This window comes from Paraburkholderia bannensis (genome assembly GCF_014200455.1).
In the GTDB taxonomy this organism is placed as follows: Bacteria; Pseudomonadota; Gammaproteobacteria; order Burkholderiales; family Burkholderiaceae; genus Paraburkholderia; species Paraburkholderia bannensis_A.
The window spans coordinates 416,286-432,913 of sequence record NZ_JACHBW010000003.1 but is presented as its reverse complement, the minus strand read 5'-3'; the positions used below and the strand labels follow the sequence as shown (position 1 = coordinate 432,913).

Below are 16,628 nucleotides of genomic sequence, written 5' to 3'. Positions count from 1 at the left end.
AATGGAACGAGCGTGCGTTTTTCGGTATTCTGCCTGCTGACCGGGAATGTCGGACAATCAAGCCGGCGACGCACAACGCGGCCCGCATGTATGGAGGCAGGCAAATGGTAGTGGACAACGCGGCAGTGAATTACACGATTCGCGACGGCGTCGCCGTCATCACGCTCAACAATCCGCCCGTCAACGGCCTGGGTCTGTCGACCCGCACCGGCATCGTCGAGGGCCTGGCGCGCGCCAACAGCGATGCGGCGGTAACGGCCATCGTCATCACGGGTGCGGGCAAGGCCTTCTCGGGCGGCGCCGACATCACCGAATTCAACACGCCGAAGGCGACCCAGGAGCCCACGCTCCACACCGTCATCAAGGAAGTGGAAAAGAGCGTCAAGCCGGTCGTGGCCGCGATCCACAGCGTGGCGATGGGCGGCGGCCTGGAACTGGCGCTCGGCGCGCATTACCGTGTGGCGGCACCGGGCGCGCAGATCGCGCTGCCGGAAGTCAAGCTCGGCATCCTGCCGGGCGCGGGCGGCACGCAGCGTCTGCCGCGCGCCATCGGCCTCGAACCCGCGCTCAACATGATCGTGAGCGGCGCACCGGTGCCGAGCGAAAAGCTCGCCAAATCGGGCCTGTTCGACGCGATGATCGAGGGCGATCTGCTCACCGAAGCCGTCGCGTTCGCGCGCAAGGCCGCCGACAAGCAAGGCCCGCATCCGCTGGTGCGCAACCGCAAGATCGAGCATGCGAACGCCGAAGGTTTCCTGCAGTTCTCGCGCAACACCGTGGGCGCGATGTCGAAGAACTATCCCGCGCCGGTGAAGTGCATCGACGCCATCGCAGCGGGCGTGAAGGAGGGTTTCGAGAAGGGCCTCGCCTTTGAGCGCGACTGCTTCGTCGAACTGGTGCAGACGCCGGAATCGCGTGCACTGCGCCACGCGTTCTTCGGCGAGCGCGCCGCCAGCAAGATTCCCGATGTGCCGTCGAGCACGCCGGTGCGCGATATCCAGAAGGTCGCGGTGATCGGCGCGGGCACGATGGGCGGCGGCATCACCATGAACTTCCTCAACGCGGGCGTGCCGGTCACGCTGCTGGAAACGAAGCAGGAAGCGCTCGACCGCGGCCTCGCGACGATCCGCAAGAACTACGAAGCGCAGGTCAAGAAGGGCAAGCTCACGCAGGAGAAGGCGGAAGCGCGCATGGCGCTGATCAGCCCGACGCTCTCCTATGACGATCTCAAACAAGCCGATCTGATCATCGAAGCCGTGTTCGAAGAACTCGGCGTGAAGGAGCAGGTGTTCAAGCGTCTCGATGAAGTGGCGAAACAAGGCGCGATTCTGGCCTCGAACACCTCGACGCTCGACGTCGACAAGATCGCCGCTTTCACGAAGCGTCCGCAGGATGTGGTCGGGCTGCACTTCTTCAGCCCGGCCAACGTGATGAAGCTGCTCGAAGTCGTGCGCGGCAAGGACACGGCCAAGGACGTATTGGCCACGGTCATGCAGGTGGCGAAGAAGATCCGCAAGACGGCGGTGGTCTCGGGCGTGTGCGATGGCTTTATTGGCAACCGCATGATCGAACAGTACGTGCGCCAGGCGCTCTACATGCTCGAAGAAGGCGCGCTGCCCGCGCAGGTCGATCGGGCGATCGAGAAGTTTGGTTTTGCGATGGGACCGTTCCGCATGAGCGATCTCGCGGGCAACGACATCGGCTGGGCGATCCGCAAGCGCCGTTACCAGGAGAAGCCGGACCTCAAGTACTCGAAGATCGCCGATCGCCTCTGCGAGACGGGCCGCTTCGGCCAGAAGACCGGCGCGGGCTGGTACGACTACAAGGCGGGCGAGCGCAACGCGCTGCCGTCGAAGCTCGTCGACGACATGATCGTCGCGTACTCGAAGGAAGCGGGCGTGGAGCGCCGCAAGATCAGCGACGACGAAATCGTCGAACGCCTGGTGTTCGCGCTGGTGAACGAAGGCGCGAAGATCCTCGAAGAAGGCATTGCGTCGAAGGCTTCGGACATCGACATGGTCTATCTCACGGGCTACGGCTTCCCGCTGTGGCGCGGCGGCCCGATGCTCTACGCGGATACCGTGGGCCTGTACAACGTGGCGCGCTCGATTCGCCGCTACGCCGCGCAGCCGAACGGCGACGCGTGGGAGATCGCGCAGTCGCTGGCCGACAAGGCCGACAACGGCGGCACGTTCAACTAAGCGCTCAACTACGCATTCAACCAGGCGCACACACGAGCGCAAACATCGGACGGACATCATGAGAAGCGCAGACGACGTGCTCCTGTTGATCGACCTGCAATACGACTTCATGCCGGGCGGGGCGCTGGCCGTCGCGCAGGGCGATGAAGTCGTGCCGGTCGCCAACCGGCTTGCGCGGGGCTTCACGCATGTGGTGCTGACGCAGGACTGGCACCCGGCGCAGCACGTTTCGTTTGCCGCCAATCACGCGGGCCGCGCGCCTTTCGAGATGACCACGCTGCCGTACGGCGAGCAGGTGTTGTGGCCGACGCATTGCGTGCAGGACACGCACGGCGCGGCGCTGCACGGCGACCTCGACGTGCCGCATGCGCGCGCGCTGATCCGCAAGGGCCATCACGCGAACGTGGACAGCTATTCCGCGTTTCTCGAAGCCGACCGCACGACGCCCACGGGCCTCGCGGGCTATCTGCGCGAGACCGGCGCGAAGCGCGTCTATTGCTGCGGACTCGCGACCGATTATTGCGTCGCGTGGTCCGCGCTCGATGCGCGCGCCGCCGGTTTCGAGACCGTGCTGATCGACGACGCCTCGCGCGCCATCGATCTGAACGGCTCGCTCGCTGCCGCGTGGGCGCAACTGGAGGCTGCGGGCGTCAAGCGCGCGCAGTCCGCCGATGTGCTCGCGGGCCGGGTTTGACCGGGCCTGACCTGACCGGGTCTGATCGCTCACCGATAACCGTCCGAAACACCGTACCCCATTCGCAGCATCCATAAATTTGCTGGAGACACGCATGACTGACGCCGTAATCGTTTCGACCGCCCGCACGGGCCTCGCCAAATCGTGGAAGGGCGCTTTCAACATGACGCATGGCGCCACGCTGGGCGGCCATGTCACGCAGGCCGCCGTCGAGCGCGCGAAGATCGACCCCGCACGCGTCGAGGACGTGATCATGGGCTGCGCGAACCCCGAAGGCGCAACGGGCGCCAACATCGCGCGCCAGATCGCGCTGCGCGCGGGCCTGCCGGTTTCGGTGCCGGGCATGACCGTGAACCGCTTCTGTTCTTCTGGACTGCAAACCATTGCGCTGGCCGCGCAACGCGTGATCGCCGGTGAAGGCGACGTGTTCGTGGCAGGCGGCGTGGAATCGATCTCGTGCGTGCAGAACGAGATGAACCGCCACATGATGGCCGAAGGCTGGCTCAACCAGCACAAGCCGGAAATCTACTGGAGCATGCTGCAAACGGCCGAAACCGTCGCCAGGCGCTACGAGATTTCGAAGGAGCGCCAGGACGAGTACGGCGTGCAGTCGCAACTGCGCGCAGCGGCGGCGCAGGCCGCAGGACTGTTCAACGATGAAATCGTGCCGATGACCGTGCTTGCCGGTGTCGGCGACAAGGCCACGGGCCAGCTCATCACTAAGGAAGTGACGATTTCTGCCGACGAGGGCATTCGCGCCGATACCACGCTTGAAGGCGTGTCGAAGATCCGCACGGCGATTCCAGGCGGCGTCATCACCGCGGGCAACGCCAGCCAGTTCTCGGACGGCGCCAGCGCCTGCGTGGTGATGAACGCCAAGGTGGCGGAGCGCGAAGGGTTGCAGCCGCTGGGCATCTTCCGCGGCTTCGCGGTGGCCGGTTGCGAGCCCGATGAAATGGGCATCGGCCCGGTGTTCGCGGTGCCGAAGCTGCTCAAGCAGGCGGGCCTCAAAGTCGAGGATATCGACCTGTGGGAACTGAACGAAGCGTTCGCCGTGCAGGTGCTTTACTGCCGCGACAAGCTGGGCATTCCCGCCGATCGCCTCAACGTCAACGGCGGCGCGATTGCGGTAGGCCACCCGTATGGCGTGTCGGGCGCGCGTCTGACCGGTCACGCGCTGATCGAAGGCAAGCGCCGTGGCGCGAAACTTGTGGTCGTCACGATGTGTATCGGCGGCGGCCAGGGCGCGGCGGGGCTGTTCGAGGTCGTTTGAGCGCGGATCAGGCGGTGTCTGACTGTTGCGGGCGGGCGCGCAGCCACGCGAGCGCCCGCGACAGACGTCTCTTCAGCGTGATCCATGCGGCGCGCGCGGGCTTGGGCGGCTCCTGCAGCAGGAAGCGCGCGCCGGGTGTTTGCGCAGCGCTCACCGCGTAGCCATTTCGCTCATGTGCAACGTATTGCTCGCCTTCGTGCAGATGCAGCGTCTGTTCGGGCGCAAGCTGGCCGAGCGAGGCGAGCGCCGCATTGCGATACCTGATCAGCAGTTCGCCCTCCACCGCGACGATCGCCGCGCCACGGCGCAGTTCGAGCGTATGGATTGCGCCGCGCACGAGTGCGACGGTGCGTAAGGTGCCCATTTCGGAGCGTGTCGAGTCGTGCATGGTCGAGATCCGGTCGATGAAGCGAAGTCAGGCAGCCAGCTTAAAAGTGCGCGCTCGCCTGCAACAGCCGCAGGACGGCGGCAATCGTTGCGCTACAGCGCCCGCGCTGCGCGCGCTGTACCGGTGCAATCGGCCTTTGCGTGTATCTGTTGCGGTAGCGCGCGCGTCTGGCATCATCGATCGATGAACGACCGCTCCCAGCCCAATCAGCAGCCTCTTTACCGGCAACTGGCCGGCCAATACCGGCGAAGTATCGAAAGTGGCGTGCTGCGTGCGGGCGACCGCATGCCGTCGATGCGCGCTTTCATGCGCCAGCATGAGGTCAGTCTTGCCACCGCCACCGAAAGCTACCGCGTGCTCGAACGCGAGGCGCTGATCGAAGCGCGTCCGCGCGAAGGCTATTTCGTGCGCGCCGTCGCCAGCACATTGCCGGCGGCGCGCGAGCCTGAGTGGCAGTCTGACTGGCAGCCTGAGTGGCAGGAAGCACGACTGGCTCAAGCACAGTTCGTCGGCATCCACGCGAATATATCGGCGCTCGTCGCGCGCTGGCAGCAGGTGCCCGACGCGCTCAACCTGGGCGGCGTGACCGCCGCCGATGCGCTCTTTCCTGGCGAAGCACTGCAGAAGATCGCTGTGCGCACGTTGCGCCACCGCCCCGATCTGCTCACCGCGCCCGGCCACGAACGCGGCGATCCGCGCCTGCGCGCCGTGATCGCGCGCCGTGCGCTGACCGCCGGTTTTACCGTCCATCCGGACGAAATCGTCATGACCCACGGCGGCACCGAAGCCGTCAATCTCGCGCTGCGCGCGGTGACCCAGCCGGGCGACACCGTCGCGGTCGAATCGCCGTGTTTTTATGGCTTGCTGCAGGTGCTCGAAAGCCTGGGCCTGCGCGCGCTCGAAATTCCCGCGAGCCCCACGACGGGCCTGTCGGTCGAGGCGCTTGAATTCGCGTTGCGCCAGCAGGCGGGTGAGTCGCAAGTCAAGGCACTGGTGGTCGTGCCGCATATCCAGAATCCGCTTGGCTGCGTAATGCAGGATGCGCACAAGCAGCGCATCGTCGAGCTGTGCAGCGAAGCGGGCGTTGCCGTGATCGAGGACGATCCCTATCGCGAACTGGTGGAAAGCGACGCGCCGCCGCGCGCGCTCAAGTCCTGGGACACGCAGGGTGATGTGATCCATTGCACCTCGTTCAACAAGACGCTCGCGCCCGGCATGCGGGTGGGCTGGATGGCGGGCGGGCGCTGGCATTCGCGCATTGCGATGCTCAAGTTCGCGCAATCGCGCCTGAACGAGCCGCTTTCGCAGGCGGTGCTCGCCGAGTTTTTGCAGAGCCAGGCGCACGAGCGGCATCTGCGCCGCCTGCGCGAACGACTGGCGTTGCAGCGCGCGCGCATGGCGCAGGGGATCAGCGCATCATTCCCTGCAGGCACGCGCTTCACGCCGCCCCGTGGCGGCATGGCGTTCTGGATCGAGTTGCCGCCGGGCGTCGATTCGATGGCGCTGTTCGATGCCGCGCTGTCTGAGCGCATCCGCATCATGCCCGGCACGGTGTTCTCGAATTCAAACCGTTTCGACCGGTTTATCCGCGTGAGTTGTCCGGGGCCCGACCCGCAGAGCGCCGATGCCGCGCTCGCGCGTCTCGGCGCGATCGCACACCGATTAGCCGCGCAGAAGGGCTGAAGGCGTGGCTCTCGTGACGCATGACGCGCGGTTATCATGACGGCAGTTTCGCGCCAGCATGGCGCGCTCTGCGTTCAAGACAGAAAAGGTGATCAAGGTGATTCGTCATATCGTGATGTGGAAGCTCAAGGAATCGGCCGAAGGGGCAACGCGCGCCGAGAATGTCGCGAAGTTCCGCGCGCTGCTCGAAGGCTGCCGCGATCTGGTGCCGGGCACCCTGCATCTCGAAGTGGGCATCGCGGGCGCGGGCCTGGAGTCGACTTACGACCTCGTGCTGGTGTCCGATTTCGCCGATAAGACCGCGCTCGACGCCTACCAGGTGCATCCGGAACACCAGAAGGTGAAGGACTTCGCGAAGCTCGTGGTGGAGACGCGCCAGTGCGTCGATTACGTCGCGTGATTTGAGCCATGACTGTCGATACGAAACAAAGCGGCACGCGAGAGGCCACACAGCAGGCCACACAGCAGCCCACGATCGAAAGCCCGTTCGTCGATGAACTGGGCGCGAAGCTCGTGAGCGCGCGCGACGGCGCCAGCGAAGTGCTGCTGCCGCTCGCGCAGCGCCACATGAATACGTGGCAGGTCGCGCACGGCGGCGTGACCATGACGCTCGCCGATATCGCGCTGGCGATGGCCGCGCGCAGCGTGGCCGCCGATGGCGTGGGCGTCGTCACCGTCGAAATAAAGGTGAATTTCATGCAGCCTGGTCGCGGCGAGTTGCGTGCCTACGGCCGCGTGCTGCATCGCTCGACCACGATGGCCTATTGCGAAGGCGAGATCCGCGACAGCGAAGGCCATTTCGTCGCCAAGGCGCTCGGCACCTTCAAGTACATGCGGCGTCTCGCCGTGGGTCGCGATGTGGTGCGTCAGCGCCTGCGCAGCGACCCGGACGCGACGCCGGGCCCCAGCGACGGCTGAAGCTCGCCGCCGTTGCTTTTCTGATGTTTTCCCTCCGCGCGGTGCAAGCCGCGCTTTCATATAGTCAACCCGAACGCCATGACCCAGACCAATCGTCAGATCCTGCTCGCGTCGCGCCCTGAAGGCGTCGCCAGCGTCGATAACTTCCGTCTCGTCGAAACGCCGCTCGCGCCGCTCGCGCAGGGTCAGGTGCGCGTGCGCAATCACTGGCTCTCGCTCGACCCGTATATGCGCGGGCGCATGAACGACAGCAAGTCGTACGCGGTGCCGCAGCCGCTCGATTCGGTGATGATCGGCGGCACCACGGGCGAAGTGGTCGAGTCGCTCAATCCGAAGTTCAAGGTGGGCGACAAGGTGGTCGGCATGGCCGGCTGGCAGGAATTCGGCACCTCGGACGGCAGCGATCTGCATGTCGTCGATACGACGCATGTGCCGCTGTCCGCGTATCTCGGCCCGGTGGGCATGCCGGGCGTGACGGGCTGGTACGGCCTGAACCGCATCATCGCGCCGAAGGCGGGCGAGACGGTGGTGGTGAGCGCGGCGAGCGGCGCGGTGGGCAGCGTCGTCGGGCAACTAGCGAAGCGCGCCGGCTGCCGCGCCGTGGGTATCGCAGGCGGCGCGGAAAAATGCCGCTACGTGGTGGAGGAACTGGGCTTTGACGCCTGCGTCGACTACAAGGGCGGCAACCTCTATCAGGACCTCAAGGCCGCGACGCCCGACGGCGTGGACGGTTACTTCGAGAACGTGGGCGGCGCGGTGCTCGACGCCACGCTGGCGCGCATGAACGCATTCGGGCGCATCGCGTTGTGCGGCATGATCGCGGGTTATGACGGCGAGCCGGTGCCGCTCAAGTATCCGCAACTGATCCTCACGCAACGCTTGCTGGTGCAGGGCTTTATCGTCAGCGAGCATCTGGATGTGTGGCCGCAGGCGTTGACGGAGCTCGGCGCTCTGGTTGCGCAAAAGAAGCTGGCCTATCGCGAGACCGTGGCCGAAGGCCTCGAAAACGCGCCTGCCGCATTCCTCGGCATGCTCAAGGGGCAGAACTTCGGCAAGCAACTCGTCAAGCTGATCTGACGACAGAGGTAGAGAACCGGCCAGCCATGAGGTGCTGGCCTGTTTTTTGATGTGTGTGCAGTACTAACGAATTCAAAAGGAGACGCGATGTCCGATCCGTTCCAGTTCGAAGGCCGCGTGGCCGTCATCACCGGCGCCGCCAGCGGCTTTGGCCGCGCTTTCGCGCAGCAGGCCGCGGCGCTTGGCATGAAGCTCGTGCTCGCCGATGTCGATGCCGACGCGCTCGAAGGCGCGGTCGCGGCGATGCGCGAGCAGGGTGCGCAAGCCATTGGCGTACGCACCGATGTGCGCGACCCGGCGCAGGTCGACGCGCTCGCGAAGGCCACGCTCGACGCCTGGGGCAAGGTGCATCTGCTCTTCAACAATGCGGGTGTGGGCACCGGCGGCTTCGCTTGGGAAAGCAGCGCGAAGGACTGGGACTGGGTGTTCGGCGTCAACGTGATGGGCGTGGCCAACGGCGTGCGCAGTTTCACGCCTGCCATGCTCGCCCAGGGCGAGCGCGCGCATATCGTCAATACGGCGTCGGTGGCGGGGCTGCTGTCGCCGACCGCGATGGCCGTCTACAACGCGTCCAAGCACGCGGTGGTGTCGCTCACCGAAACGCTTTACCACGACCTCAAGAACGTCAGCGACAAGGTCGGCTGTTCGCTGCTGTGCCCGGCCTTCGTGCCGACCGGCATCGCCAACGCCGAGCGCAGCCGTCCCGATGATCTGCGCAACGACGCGCCGCCCACGCGCTCGCAGCAGGCCGCCGATCTGCAATTGCAGCGGGCCGTGCGCTCGGGCCGCCTGACGCCTGACGACGTGGCGAAGGCCACCTTCGACGCCGTGCGCGATGGTCGCTTTTATATCCTCACGCATCCGGGCATACTCGCGTCGGTCAAGCTGCGTCACGAGGACATCGAGACGCAGCGCAATCCCACCGATCCGCTCTCGCTCAAGCCCGAAGTCAAGGAGGCGCGCGCGCAGTAGCGCCCACGCAGTCCAGTCCAGACCGGAAGTCTCGCCGATGCCGCTCAACGCAAAGATCGCACTCGTGCTCGACCTGGTGGCCCGCGCGGGCCGCAAGCCGTATTACGAACTCACGCCGCAGGCGGCGCGCGCGGCCTATGAAAAGAGCGCATCGGTGCTGGAGATTCCCGCTGTGCCGATGCATTCGGTCGAGGATATCGAGGTGCCGGTGCGCGACGGTGCGAAGATCCGTGTGCGGATGTATCTGCCCGTCGAGCCGAATTGGGCGCGGCCGCTGCCCGCGCTGGTGTATTTTCATGGCGGCGGCTTCACGGTCGGCAGCGTGCAGACGCACGACGCGCTGTGCCGCGCCTTCGCGCACGAAGCGCGCTGCGCGGTCTTTTCCGTCGATTACCGGCTGGCGCCCGAGCACAAATTCCCGACTGCCGTAGAAGACGCTTTCGACGCCTATGCGTGGCTGCACGCGCATGCGTCGCAGTTCGCCATCGATCCGGCGCGCCTTGCGGTGGGCGGCGACAGCGCGGGCGGCACGCTCGCGACCGTGTGCGCCGTGCTCGCGCGCGATGCGGTTATCGCGCCGGTGTTCCAGCTGTTGATCTATCCCGGCACGGGCAGTCACCAGCAGACCGATTCGCACCAGCGTCTCGCCGAGGGTTATCTGCTGGATGCGCCAACGATACAGTGGTTCTTCAATCACTATGTGCGCGATGCTTCCGATCGCGACGACTGGCGTTTCTCGCCGCTCGACGGCACGCGTGGCGCGCCCGACTTTCATGGCGTCGCGCCCGCGTGGATTGCGGTGGCGGAGTTCGATCCGCTAGTGGATGAGGGCGTGGCGTATGCGCAGAAATTGCGCGCAGCGGGCAACGCCGTCACGCTGGTGCGCTATGACGGCATGATCCACGAGTTCTTCAAGCTGGGGGCTTTTGTCGAGGAAGCGCGGCAGGCGCACTCGCAGGCCGCGCGGGCGCTACGCGCGGCGTTTGATGCCGTGAAGTGATCGCGCGAAGTGATTGTGTGGCGACTGCTCAGGCGCGATCGAAGCTGCCCACCGTCGCGCTCACCGTGTAGTGTTCGCGACGCTCGAAGCCGCCCGGACGCTTGATGCGGTGCGAGCCGTCGTCGTCGCTGCGTTCGCAGACTTGCACGTCCAGTTGCTCGCCGCTCACGCGCACGCGTAACGCGGTCGTGCCGCGCGTGCCGTAGTCGGGCGTATCGATAAAAGCCGCCGACAACGCGCGCTCGCGTTCCAGCGGGATGCCGGTGGCGGGCAGTTGCGCATCCGGCGCGACGCGCGGATCGCGCATGATCTCGATCAGCGTATCGAGCGGCACGTCCGGGCCGTTCGCCACTTGCTGCGCGAGTTCGGCGCGCTTGTGCACGAGCTTGGGCCACGGCGTATCGAGGACCGCGTTCGAAATGCCGTGCGTGCCGTCGGGCAGCAGGGCGGGTGCTCGATCGGCGCGATTGCCTCGGTTGCAATACCACGCCAGTTCGCGCCGGGTCCAGTCACCGATGATCAGATTAAAGCCGTTATACAGATCGCCTGCGCGCGCCACTTCGTCGAGATAGGCGAGCGGCGTATCGGGCAGATCGGGCGCGCCCGTGAGCCAGCGCGACACCAGCGTGCCGCGCGTGGGCGCATCGGGGCGCATCTCATGCGGCGCGCGGTAGTTGGTGAGCGCGGCGAAGCGTCCGCCGCGCGTCATGCCGAGCCACGTGCCGCCGCCCACCAGATCGCGGCCCGCCAGCACCTCGGGCGCGTCCTTCCACCATTGCAGCGGTGCGGCGTTGCGGCGCAGGAATTCGTCGCGGTTGGCCGCGAGCGTGGAGAGCGCGCCATCGCTCGCGCGTGGCCGCCAGTCGAAAACGATCAGGCACATGGCGCGCGGTCTCGTTCGGGCGCAGCGTTGATTTGTGTCAAGGCTTCAGCGCCTCAAACCTCGGTGGGCAATGCGTAGGGCAGCGGCAGGATGCGCAGCGCGGGGCCGTCGGCGGCGCCCAAGTGCACGCTGCCCGATTCGAGCGCGGCAAGCTTGATCTCGGCCAGCAGATCGACGCCGCCTTCGGGCGAAGCCGCCGCGTTCACGACCATGCCGCAGGGCTGGCCCGGATCGTCGGAATGGAACAGTTCCGCGCCCGCGTGCGCCGCGTCCAGACCGGCCGCGACGCTTGCCAGCGCCGTGCGGCGCTTGATGGTGCCGCGATACTGGCTGCGCGCGACGATTTCCTGGCCCGGATAGCAACCTTTCTTGAAGTTCACGCCGCCCAGCACGTCGTAGTTGACCATTTGCGGCACGAACTGCTCGCTCACCGGCTGGGTGATGCGCGGCTCGCCCGCGCGGATGTCGAGCCAGTCCCACACGGCGGGCGACACCGCCTTGAGTTCGCCTTCGAGCGTGGCGAGCTTCGCTTCGACGGCTTCCTTCGGGCCGACCCACAGATAACGCAGGCGGCCTGCCGCATCGGGCATGCGGATCAGCGTGCCGGCGGGATCGTCCACCTTGACGTGCACGCCGTCGGGCAGGGCGTCGAACACGCGTGCGAGCGCACCGCGCACATCGCCGGCCAGGCCGACCACGAGGAGCCTGTCGGTGTCGTCGGTGAGTTTGGCCTTGGCGCGCAGCACGAACATCGACAGGCGCTTTTGCACGGCAGCCTGCACGTCCTTCGAAAGCAGCAGGCGGATCGTCTCGCCGGTTTTCCAGGTGAGGAACGAGGCGAGCAGGCGGCCCTTGGCCGAGCAGTAGCCGGCGAGGCGTGCGCCCGCGACGTCGAGATGCTGCACGTCGTTGGTCAGCTGGCCGTGCAGGAAGCTGGCTGCGTCGTCGCCGTTGGCGTCGATCACGCCGAACTGCGGCAGTTTCGCGTAGGCGCCGCCGTTGAGGACCGCATCGAAATCGGCCGTGGAAGGGGTGTCGGGGGTCGGTTGTGCTGCGAGCGGTGCGTTCATGGATTCGGGGAACAGTCAATCCTGACTTTAGCGAGGGCAAGCGGTTATTATATGAGGTCCCCCAAAGTCATGTTTCCATGTCCCTCCTTAACAAATGCCTTGCAGCGGGCGCAGCGCTCGTCGTGCTGGGCGCAGCCGCCGCGGGCGGCGTTGCATATTGGGCCACGCAGCCCATTTCGCTTGCCGTCCAGCAGCTCGACGTCACCATCAAACCGCACAGCACGGTGCGCAGCGTCACCACGCAGTTGCGGCGCGGCGGCGTGCCGGTCCAGCCCCAGCTATTCGAGCTGATGACGCGCGTGCTCGGCCTGCAAAGCCAGCTCAAATCCGGCAACTACGAGTTCAAGGCGGGCATCACGCCCTATCAAGTGCTGCAGAAGATGGCGCTTGGGGACGTCAACGAATATGTGGCGACCATCATCGAAGGCTGGACCTTCAAGCACATGCGCCAGGAACTCGACGCCAATCCGGCGCTGAGCCACGACACCGCCGCCATGACCGACGCGCAGCTGCTGGCCGCGATCGGTGCGCCGCCCGCGCCGCAGGGCAGCGGCGAAGGCCTGTTCTTCCCCGATACCTATCTGTTCGACAAGGGTTCGAGCGATCTGGACGTGTACCGCCGCGCCTACAAGCTGATGCAGACGCATCTGAACGAGGTGTGGGCCGCGCGCGCGCCGGGCCTGCCGCTGAAAACGCCTTACGAGGCGCTCACGCTGGCCTCGCTGGTCGAAAAGGAAACTGGCAAGGCGGGCGACCGCGCCCAGGTGGCGGCCGTGTTCACGAACCGGCTCAAGGTGGGCATGCCCTTGCAGACCGATCCTGCGGTGATCTACGGGATGGGCGAAAGCTATCTGGGGCGTCTGCACAAGCGCGATCTGCAGGTCGACACTCTTTACAATACGTACCTGCGCCTCGGGCTGCCGCCGACTCCAATCGCGCTGCCCGGCGCCGCCTCGCTGCAGGCGGCGCTCAATCCCGCCGCGACCGCCGCGCTGTATTTCGTGGCGCGCGGCGACGGCAGCAGCGTTTTTTCTGACAATCTCGTCGACCATAACAAGGCCGTCGACAAGTACATCCGGGGTAACTAAATGGCGCGGGGCCGATTCATCACCTTCGAGGGCATCGACGGCGCGGGCAAGACCACGCATCTGGCGTGGTTTCGCGAGCAGCTCGAACAGAAGCTCGCCGCCGCCGGCCGCACCGTGGTCATGACGCGCGAACCGGGCGGCACGCCAATGGGCGAGAAGCTGCGCGAGATCCTCCTCAACGAGCCGATGGACCTCGAAACCGAAGCGCTGCTGATGTTCGCCGCGCGCCGCGAGCACCTCGCGCGCGTGATCGAGCCGGCGCTCGTACGCGGCGACTGGGTGCTCTCCGACCGCTTCACCGACGCGACCTTCGCCTATCAGGGCGGCGGGCGCGGTTTGCCGCGCGACAAGCTCGAAACGCTGGAGCGCTGGGTGCAGGGCGGTTTTCAGCCGGATCTGACCGTGCTGTTCGATATCGACCCCGATACCGCGAGCGAGCGCCGCGGCGCGGCACGCGCGCCGGACCGCTTCGAGAGCGAAACCGACGCCTTCTTCACGCGCACGCGCGCTGAGTACCTGCGCCGCGCCGAAGAAGCGCCGTACCGCTTCGCGATCGTCGATTCGTCGCAGAGCATCGAAGAGATCCGTCGCAAGCTCGAACAGGTCATCGCCGCCTTCTGAGGTGCGATCCTAACTGGTTGAATGGACACATGATTTATCCCTGGCAAAGCGGAGATTGGGAACGCCTGCAGCAGTTGCGCAGCCACTGGCCGCACGCGCTGCTGCTGCACGGGCAGGCCGGCATCGGCAAGCTTGAATTCGCCCAGCATCTGGCGAAGGGGCTGCTGTGCGAGTCGCCGCAAGCCGACGGCCAGCCATGTGGCACCTGCCCGGCCTGCCACTGGTTCGCGCAGGGCAATCACCCCGATTACCGGGTGGTGGTGCCCGAAGCGCTGGCCAGTCTCGTCGGCCCCTCGGGCGGCGATGACGACGCCAAAGCCGATAAGGGCGATGGCGAGGAAGGCAAGAAGACGCGCACGCCCAGCAAGGAAATCCGCATCGAACAGGTGCGCGCGCTGCTGGACTTCACCAGCGTGGGTTCGCACCGTGGCGGCTCGCGCGTGGTGGTGCTCTATCCGGCCGAGGCGCTTAACGTCGCGGCGGCCAATGCGCTGCTGAAAACGTTAGAAGAGCCGCCCGCGAGCGTGGTGTTCGTGCTGGTTTCGGCGCGCATCGACCGCCTGTTGCCGACCATCATCAGCCGCTGCCGCCAATGGCCGATGGGCACGCCGTCGCCGCAACAAGCCCAGACGTGGCTGGCGCAGCAGGGCGTGGCCGATCCGGCGGGACTGCTGGCCGAAGCGGGCGGCGCGCCGCTTGCGGCGCTGGCGCTCGCGAGCGACGAAAACCGTACGCTGCGCGACTGGACGCTCGCCCAGCTCGCGGCCGGGCCGAACTGCGACGCCTTCGCCTGCGGCGAGACCTTGCAGAAGCTGCCGGTGCCGCTCGTGCTCGGCTGGTTGCAGCGCTGGGCCTACGATCTGCTCGCTGAACGCACGGCAGGACGTCCGCGCTACTACCCGCAGGCGGCGGATGCGCTGTCCCATTGCGCGGGCAAGGTCGACGCGCCCGCGCTGGCGCGCTATCTCAAGACCGTGACGCGCCAGCGCGCCGTCGAGAACCATCCGCTAAATGCGCGCCTCGTGTTCGAGGAGCTTTTTCTCGGCTATCGTGAAATGTTCGCCTGAGCCAGGGCTTCAGGCGCTCACTCCCGTTTTTCTACGCAGGACCGCTCATGTTTGTCGATTCGCATTGCCACATCAACTTCGAGGGCCTGGCCGAGCGCTTGCCCCAGGTGCTCGAAAACATGCGCGCGCAGGACGTGACGCACGCGCTGTGTGTCTCGGTCGATCTGGAGACGCTGCCTTCGGTGCTCGATATCGCGAGCCGCTTTGAGAACGTCTACGCATCGGTTGGCGTGCATCCGGACCACGAAGACGTGCAGGAGCCATCGGTGGCCGATCTCGTCGAACTGGCGAAGCATCCCAAGGTGGTGGCGATCGGCGAAACGGGGCTCGATTACTATCGCCTCGGCGAACGCACGATCGAAGACATGGAGTGGCAGCGCGAGCGCTTTCGCAATCACATCCGCGCCGCGCACGCGACAGGCAAGCCGCTCATCATCCACACGCGCGCCTCGTCCGAAGACACGCTGCGCATCATGGAAGAGGAGCGCGCCGGCGAGCCGGGCGGCGTGATGCACTGCTTCACAGAGCCGTGGGCCATCGCAGAACGCGCTATCGCGCAGAATTTTTACATTTCGCTGTCAGGAATTGTCACGTTCAAGAGCGCGACCGAAGTGCAGGACGTCGCGCGCCGCGTGCCGCTGGAGCGTTTGCTGATCGAAACGGATTCGCCTTATCTCGCGCCTGTGCCATTTCGGGGCAAACCGAATGAACCTGCGTACGTCAGCCATGTCGGAAGATTCATTGCCCAGCAACGCGGATTGCCGGACGCCGAACTCGGCGCTGTCACCACGCAGAACTTTTTCCGGCTGTTCAAGATTCCGGTTCCGGCCTGAGGCTTTCTCGCTCACCGGTTAAAACGCCGTCTGCCTGCTGGCAAATCCGTTTGTGATCAACTAGATATCGAATAACGTTAAGGCCTGACATGAATCTGAAACCGCTGAAGTCTTCCGTCGCAGCCGCACTCGTCGTCGCCATGGGCACCGCCTTCTTCGCGAGCGCACCGGCCTTTGCCGCGCCGATCGACTCGCTCGTGAAGGGCGTGAAGTTCGACGACGACAAGGGCGTCGCCAAGGACATCGCGAACGGCCAGGACCCCAACGCCACCGACGATCAAGGCATGCCGCTGCTGGTGCTGGCCGCGCGCGAAAAATCGGACAAGGTCGCGGCGCTGCTGCTCGACAACCCCAACACGAAGATCGACGCCGAAGACAAGGCCGGCGAGAACGCGCTGATGCTGGCTGCGCTCAACGGCGACGTCGACCTCGTCAAGCTGCTCATCACCAAGGGCGCGAACGTCAACAAGCAGGGCTGGACGCCGCTGCACTACGCCGCCGCGAACGGCAACGACGACGTGGCCAAACTGTTGATCGGCTATTCGGCCGATGTGAATGCACCGTCGCCCAACGGCACCACGCCGCTGATGATGGCCGCGCGCGGCGATCACATGAGCACCGCAAAGCTGCTGCTCGATCACGGCGCGAACCTGCAGGCCAAAAACCAGATCGGCATGACCGCGCTCGATTTCGCCAGGCAGTACAAGGCGCCGGACGCGATCAAGGATCTGTCGGCGCGCATGGGCCAGGCGGCGCAGTAACACCGCAAGAACTTGCCATAGATGGATCAGGCGGACGTGGGCTCGGGCTCACGGCCCGCGTATGAAAAGGACGACGCCAGCGGTTCGCCGCGCGGCAGT

Annotated in this window: 17 protein-coding genes; 14 read left to right on the top strand and 3 right to left on the bottom strand. The window is 65.9% G+C overall.

The window, feature by feature from the left end; genetic code table 11:
- The first annotated feature begins 104 nt into the window (after positions 1-104).
- The 3 genes from F4827_RS07665 (at position 105) to F4827_RS07655 (ending at position 4,168) form a co-directional block, all read left to right on the top strand.
- Positions 105-2,201, top strand: a complete 2,097-nt coding sequence (locus F4827_RS07665; RefSeq protein WP_260175024.1) for a 3-hydroxyacyl-CoA dehydrogenase NAD-binding domain-containing protein — start codon at positions 105-107, stop codon at positions 2,199-2,201.
- 58 nt (positions 2,202-2,259) lie between these two features.
- Entirely contained in the window at positions 2,260-2,895 is a 636-nt protein-coding gene (gene pncA / locus F4827_RS07660) for a bifunctional nicotinamidase/pyrazinamidase (RefSeq protein WP_183723351.1), read from the top strand.
- Positions 2,896-2,989: 94 nt separating this feature from the next.
- Complete coding sequence (locus F4827_RS07655; protein WP_183723350.1) at positions 2,990-4,168, top strand: acetyl-CoA C-acyltransferase; 1,179 nt, start codon at positions 2,990-2,992, stop codon at positions 4,166-4,168.
- Positions 4,169-4,175: 7 nt separating this feature from the next.
- Here the strand turns inward: F4827_RS07655 and F4827_RS07650 are convergent, their stop codons facing one another.
- Positions 4,176-4,556: a hypothetical protein gene (locus F4827_RS07650; RefSeq protein ID WP_183723349.1), complete on the bottom strand. Its 381-nt coding sequence runs from the start codon at positions 4,554-4,556 to the stop codon at positions 4,176-4,178.
- Positions 4,557-4,739: 183 nt separating this feature from the next.
- On the opposite strand from F4827_RS07650, the gene F4827_RS07645 reads away from it, so the two are divergent.
- The 6 genes from F4827_RS07645 (at position 4,740) to F4827_RS07620 (ending at position 10,206) form a co-directional block, all read left to right on the top strand.
- Positions 4,740-6,239: a PLP-dependent aminotransferase family protein gene (locus tag F4827_RS07645; RefSeq protein ID WP_183723348.1), complete on the top strand. Its 1,500-nt coding sequence runs from the start codon at positions 4,740-4,742 to the stop codon at positions 6,237-6,239.
- Between the two features lie 97 nt (positions 6,240-6,336).
- Positions 6,337-6,639 carry a Dabb family protein gene (locus F4827_RS07640; RefSeq protein ID WP_183723414.1) on the top strand — a complete coding sequence of 101 codons (303 nt, stop codon included), beginning with the start codon at positions 6,337-6,339 and terminating at the stop codon, positions 6,637-6,639.
- Between the two features lie 8 nt (positions 6,640-6,647).
- Positions 6,648-7,157, top strand: coding sequence for a PaaI family thioesterase (locus F4827_RS07635; protein WP_183723347.1), 510 nt, complete (start codon positions 6,648-6,650; stop codon positions 7,155-7,157).
- A gap of 78 nt (positions 7,158-7,235) precedes the next feature.
- Positions 7,236-8,234: an NADP-dependent oxidoreductase gene (locus tag F4827_RS07630; protein ID WP_183723346.1), complete on the top strand. Its 999-nt coding sequence runs from the start codon at positions 7,236-7,238 to the stop codon at positions 8,232-8,234.
- Between the two features lie 87 nt (positions 8,235-8,321).
- A complete protein-coding gene (locus tag F4827_RS07625; RefSeq protein ID WP_183723345.1) occupies positions 8,322-9,206 on the top strand; it encodes an SDR family oxidoreductase in 885 nt (294 codons plus the stop codon).
- A 37-nt stretch (positions 9,207-9,243) separates the two neighbouring features.
- The gene (locus tag F4827_RS07620; RefSeq protein WP_183723344.1) at positions 9,244-10,206 is read left to right on the top strand and encodes an alpha/beta hydrolase; all 963 of its coding nucleotides are present in this window, start codon (positions 9,244-9,246) and stop codon (positions 10,204-10,206) included.
- 28 nt (positions 10,207-10,234) lie between these two features.
- On the opposite strand, the gene F4827_RS07615 is transcribed toward F4827_RS07620, so the two are convergent.
- Both F4827_RS07615 and F4827_RS07610 read right to left on the bottom strand, forming a co-directional pair.
- Positions 10,235-11,089 (bottom strand): NRDE family protein, encoded by an 855-nt coding sequence (locus F4827_RS07615; protein WP_183723343.1) that lies wholly within the window; start codon positions 11,087-11,089, stop codon positions 10,235-10,237.
- Between the two features lie 53 nt (positions 11,090-11,142).
- Positions 11,143-12,159 (bottom strand): folate-binding protein YgfZ, encoded by a 1,017-nt coding sequence (locus F4827_RS07610; RefSeq protein WP_183723342.1) that lies wholly within the window; start codon positions 12,157-12,159, stop codon positions 11,143-11,145.
- 77 nt (positions 12,160-12,236) lie between these two features.
- Here F4827_RS07610 and mltG point away from each other — a divergent pair, with 77 nt between their 5' ends.
- The 5 genes from mltG (at position 12,237) to F4827_RS07585 (ending at position 16,529) form a co-directional block, all read left to right on the top strand.
- Positions 12,237-13,247, top strand: coding sequence for an endolytic transglycosylase MltG (gene mltG, locus F4827_RS07605; RefSeq protein WP_183723341.1), 1,011 nt, complete (start codon positions 12,237-12,239; stop codon positions 13,245-13,247).
- Positions 13,248-13,868 (top strand): dTMP kinase, encoded by a 621-nt coding sequence (gene tmk, locus F4827_RS07600; RefSeq protein ID WP_183723340.1) that lies wholly within the window; start codon positions 13,248-13,250, stop codon positions 13,866-13,868.
- Positions 13,869-13,897: 29 nt separating this feature from the next.
- Positions 13,898-14,935, top strand: a complete 1,038-nt coding sequence (locus F4827_RS07595; protein ID WP_183723339.1) for a DNA polymerase III subunit delta' — start codon at positions 13,898-13,900, stop codon at positions 14,933-14,935.
- 47 nt (positions 14,936-14,982) lie between these two features.
- Positions 14,983-15,768, top strand: coding sequence for a TatD family hydrolase (locus tag F4827_RS07590; RefSeq protein WP_183723338.1), 786 nt, complete (start codon positions 14,983-14,985; stop codon positions 15,766-15,768).
- Between the two features lie 89 nt (positions 15,769-15,857).
- Entirely contained in the window at positions 15,858-16,529 is a 672-nt protein-coding gene (locus F4827_RS07585) for an ankyrin repeat domain-containing protein (RefSeq protein ID WP_183723337.1), read from the top strand.
- Positions 16,530-16,628: the final 99 nt, after the last annotated feature.